The sequence below is a fragment of the Bacillus sp. LL01 genome, from assembly GCF_001037965.1.
In genome coordinates, this window is record NZ_LFEL01000151.1 from 1 (window position 1) to 4591 (window position 4591).

The 4591-nt window shown below is 37.4% G+C and carries 7 protein-coding genes; 3 read left to right on the forward strand and 4 right to left on the reverse strand.

What is annotated here, in order from left to right:
* A partial coding sequence (locus AB685_RS26710) for a protease inhibitor I9 family protein (protein ID WP_047973628.1) occupies positions 1-445 on the reverse strand: 445 nt, incomplete at its 3' end.
* 455 nt (positions 446-900) lie between these two features.
* On the opposite strand from AB685_RS26710, the gene AB685_RS26715 reads away from it, so the two are divergent.
* Complete coding sequence (locus AB685_RS26715; protein WP_047973629.1) at positions 901-1656, forward strand: DUF3658 domain-containing protein; 756 nt, start codon at positions 901-903, stop codon at positions 1654-1656.
* Positions 1657-1942: 286 nt separating this feature from the next.
* On the opposite strand, the gene AB685_RS29930 is transcribed toward AB685_RS26715, so the two are convergent.
* The 3 genes from AB685_RS29930 to AB685_RS29940 form a co-directional block, all read right to left on the reverse strand.
* Positions 1943-2455: a DUF3784 domain-containing protein gene (locus AB685_RS29930; RefSeq protein WP_128755954.1), complete on the reverse strand. Its 513-nt coding sequence runs from the start codon at positions 2453-2455 to the stop codon at positions 1943-1945.
* Positions 2456-2606: 151 nt separating this feature from the next.
* The gene (locus AB685_RS29935) at positions 2607-3254 is read right to left on the reverse strand and encodes an AarF/ABC1/UbiB kinase family protein (RefSeq protein WP_053073965.1); all 648 of its coding nucleotides are present in this window, start codon (positions 3252-3254) and stop codon (positions 2607-2609) included.
* Positions 3227-3568: a hypothetical protein gene (locus AB685_RS29940; protein WP_053073966.1), complete on the reverse strand. Its 342-nt coding sequence runs from the start codon at positions 3566-3568 to the stop codon at positions 3227-3229. Before AB685_RS29940 ends, AB685_RS29935 begins: the two co-directional genes overlap by 28 nt.
* 52 nt (positions 3569-3620) lie before the next feature.
* Between AB685_RS29940 and AB685_RS26725 the strand changes: the two genes are divergently transcribed.
* Both AB685_RS26725 and AB685_RS26730 read left to right on the forward strand, forming a co-directional pair.
* The gene (locus tag AB685_RS26725; RefSeq protein ID WP_241773393.1) at positions 3621-3905 is read left to right on the forward strand and encodes a hypothetical protein; all 285 of its coding nucleotides are present in this window, start codon (positions 3621-3623) and stop codon (positions 3903-3905) included.
* A 19-nt stretch (positions 3906-3924) separates the two neighbouring features.
* A partial coding sequence (locus AB685_RS26730) for a ribokinase (RefSeq protein ID WP_047973630.1) occupies positions 3925-4591 on the forward strand: 667 nt, incomplete at its 3' end.

Genomic DNA, 4591 nt, shown 5'->3' on the forward strand with positions numbered 1-4591 from the left:
CCTCTTCAATCATATACCCTTCATCAATTGTTGTAGTCGTATATTCAACATCAGGGTAAATAGCTTTTACTCCTGGAATCGTCAGGAGGTTTGGAATTTCATTACTTTTTAACTCAACGGCAAACCCAGAGAATATGTACTCATACTCTTGTCCGATTTTGCTAGAAGATGTTTCTTTCAGTACGCTGTGTTTAACTTGGTCACGCTTAGCTTTTAAATTTTGCTTAGATTGGTTCTTGCCTTTATGCTTTGCTTCAATAATAGATTCTTCTTCTAACTCAACAATCACAGTAGTAGGAGCAGAAGATTTTGTATCAATTTCTCCCATTATTTCTGCAAGAGAAAGGTCTCTTTGATTATTCGCAAATGACGCCGTCCCAAAACTGGTAAGAGCAAGTGCAAGTACCATTGTATAGATGACGAACGTTTGGAAGGTTCGTTTCATAAAATAGCTCATCTCCTTTTAGTAAGTTGAAAATAATAGATCTCTAGTGGGATCCGCACTAAAAACACGATTATTTTCGTTATAATGGCAATATTCTATTAAATATTACATATTCCTWCATACTTTACCAAAATTGAGTATTAGTGCCTGTTTATGTAGAATGAGAGGGTAACATAGACATCTGTGTCAAAAGTCATGCAAGATAAAACCAGCAAAATTCTTACTGATTATTCTTTTTCTACAATAATTATTAATATACTAATATCGTAAGTGGGCATTTAGTCCGGGTTCTATACTCACTATTCGGATGAATGAAAACTATTTCGTAATGAAAAAATTTTAAAAATCGAAATAAATTTAAAAAGAAAGTTCAAGAAAAGAAATTTGGCAGTGGGATAAGAGCATGATATTCTGATCGTAATTAGAGGCTTTTATTCATGCGAAAGGAGAGAGAGATGCTACATATTCTATTTTCACATGCCGCTAAGGCTACATTTACACAAGCGTTCCAAGAGACAATCATTCCCTTCTCTGGTGAGGTGTTAGTATTCGAGCCTTATCTTCAACTAGGGTCTTTAGTAGATGAGAGAAAACGAATGAAAGAGTTATCGGTGATATTTGGAGTAAAAGCAGGTGAAGAGGAAAGAGGAGCACTTTTAAAGCAATTTCAACAACAAGTTGTAAAAATACAAGAAGCTGTAAATAAAGGCCATGAAATAACTTTTTGGGTTGGCGAAGAAGCGGCTGATGAGATCGCGATGATGTATTTGATAGATGAACTCGATTCAGTTAATGAAGCTACATTCCTCTCTTTAAATCGTGTCAGAGGACCTTTATTAGTTCGAGAGTTACCTCCTGAAAGGCTTGAAGCGCATTTTCTGCCGATTGAATTATCTAGTGATGCAATTAGGCAGCTGCAGCTAACATGGAACGAATTAAAAAAAGAAGAGAGTGATCTTAGAATTCGAAGGGCTGACTTTATTTACGAGCATCTTGATTACTCTTATTATGATAGTAAGCTTTTAAATCTTATGGATGAAAACGGAGGAACTCTTGTAGCGAAATTAGTAGGAGAGATATATGGGAGAGAGCCTCACCTTCCTTTTCTATTTTTTCTTTGGAGAATAATGGTGCTAGTTGAGATGAACATCATTGAATGGGTAGAGAAAATGGAAGATGCTATGATGAGTAAAGTCATGATACGAAAGTAAAGAGAAGCGCTTTGTTGGCGCTTCTCTTTACTTTTAATTCGGACGCTTGCTATAGGATTCCAGAAGTTCAAAATCCAAGATAATGGGAAAGGGAGTTTATAGCCTGCTTTTTCAAATTGGCGAAGCAAGTTAATGAAAGCTCCTCCAATCCTGCGGTGCTTGCGGAGTTCTTCTTCATCCGTTTGTACGGTAAGGCGGTAACCATTTTCTAAACCTTCTAACCTAATTTCTTTTGTTCCTACTTTCTCCGTTGTTTCAAGTTTCTTTTCATTCATCTGAATTCCTCTTATGATTGTAGTTTTCTACTTGAGATGAAAAATGAAATCAATCCTACGAGTAAAACAATACTACTCCCGATAAAAAAGGGATGATGCTCAAGTAATAGTGCACCTAGTGTACTAATGACCCCTAGTAAAAAGAAGACAAAAGAATAGTGTCTAGACCATCGTTTGTAGTCAGTATGTCTTTTCTCATTGTGATGTTTTTCTTGCTGTTGTCGAAGAAGTTTAGGCTCGTCTAGTAGTGCATCCAATCGCTTTGGTAAGGAGATCAAGGTACGTGATAACGCTTGTAACCATTTATTTCCAAAGGGTGTACCCGTTTCTTCGTCTCGATTATTTTCTTCAAGCCAATCAAGAACAATCGGTTTGCCGTGTTCAAAAAGATCTAGTTTAGGGTCAATACTATACAGAACCCCCGTTAATGTAGATACTGCTCTTCCTAAAAAAGCGAACTCACAAGGCATCTGAACAGGCAAATCACGTAATAAAAGTCTAAAATCTGCTAAAAGGTGATTCATTACATCCTCATCCCAACCATTCACATTAGCTGTGAGAGCTACATCCAAAAAATCCTTACACATACGCTCTATTTGGTGTTTATCAGCATGAGGTAAAAGGAAGTGTAGCTTATCTAATGAATGAACGAATGAACGACTTGTTCATAATCATTTAATACAAGGCCTTCAACGAGTAATTGTAGTTCCTTGCTATCTTGCTTTTTAATTGACGCAACCATCCCAAGTCTATTAACACAATCGTTCCATCTTGTTTTAATAAAATGTTTCCCGGATGAGGGTCTGCAAGAAAAATGCCTTCTCGTAATAGCTGCTCTAAAAATAGTGCAAGTAAGTTTTTGGCTAATTGATCCTTTGAATAAGGGAGTAATTCAATCTGTGTCTTATCAATCACGCTCGTGCCTTCAATCCATTCCATCACTAATACYTTCTTAGTCGTTAAACTCTCATTGAAGCTAGGAATGTGAACACCTTCTGAGTCTGCATATTTTTCCTGAAACAGTAACCCGTTTTGTAGTTCTTGCTTAAAATCTAGTTCAGCAGAAATGACACGTTCAACTTCTGAAAATAATTGTTTTGTGTTCATGGTTTTGCCAATGATCGTGAAGCGACCGGCTAAAAACATAACGATTGATAATGCTCGTAAGTCTGCCTTGATGACTTTTGAGATCGTTGGACGTTGAACTTTTAACGCGACAACATCTCCTGACTGTAAGGTTGCTTTATGGACTTGTCCAATGGAAGCAGATGCGATTGGCTCTTCGGTACAGCTTGTTAAAATATTTTTATAAGGTTGCCCCACTCTTGTTCAAGTACCTTTTTGGTTTCATTCCATGGTACGGGGGGTACATGATCAACTAAATCAGTTAATTCTTGTAAAAAAACCTCCCGCAATAGATCGGCACGTGTGGCTAAGAACTGGCCTAGTTTAATGAGAAGACCTTCAAGTCTTAATGCTTTTCGTTTATACTCCCGTGCTTGTGCGAGCAACAGGTTATTCCATTTTTCATGATCCCACTTATTACGATGTTTACGTTGAAAGTTCATAATTTGAAAGAAAAATTTACTACTCATAAAGACGATGGTGAAAATACGATAGATGGAAAAATTCTTCATAATGGATAACTCACCTTCGTTTTTATTTTATTATACAAGTTGTATAATAAATGTGCATGTAAAAGAACTTCTATTGGAGATAGTAGGTGATAATTTGAAGCTTGAACGCTATTCGTATATGAAAAGAAATCGGTTAAAAGCTTTTTTTGATCATTTTCCTGATTCTCCAGTTATTTTTAGCAAGATAGGATCTTATTATTTTGTTTATGTCATTCAGTGGTCAGAGTATGACCCAATCGTGCTGAGAGAAGATTTAGAAGAGATGGAATGGCTGATCAATAAGGAACTCGGTTTACAAGAGGAATATCAAAATAGGCGTTCACATACAGAAATATAAAAGGAGTTAGTGAGGTCATATGGCTAATATAATTGTAGTAGGTAGCATAAATAGTGACCTAGTCGTAACGGTTAAGCGTTATCCGAAAGCTGGTGAAACACTTAGGGGAACAGACTTCTCCTGGTATCCTGGTGGTAAGGGGGCGAATCAGGCTGTTGCAGCAGCACGCTTAGGCGCGACTGTAGAAATGGTCGGAGCGGTTGGTAATGATCCATATGGAGAGGCCTTAATGAATTCATTGAGAGTCAACCTAGTTGGAGTCAACTATGTAAAAGGGGTCCAGGGGGCCTCAGGGACTGCGATGATCACAGTAGAAGAAAATGGTGAGAATCGCATCATATTAGCGACAGGTGCTAATCAATATGTAACATGGAACAGCAAGGATGTGTTTAAGTCAGGGGAATGGCTAATTGTCCAAAATGAAATCCCGTGGGGCATAACAGCATCGGCGATTAAATTAGCGGCAGCCGAAGGGATGAAAGTGCTACTAAACCCAGCACCGGCAAGAAAAATTCCTAGTGCTCTTTTACCATTAATAGATATTTTGGTTGTGAACGAACATGAGGCTAAGATTGTAGCGGATGTGGATGACGATAATGTGACAGATAAAGACTTGATTTACTATTTATTGTCAAAAGGGGTAACAAATGTTCTTTTGACTTTAGGAAAGAGAGGATGTATGTACG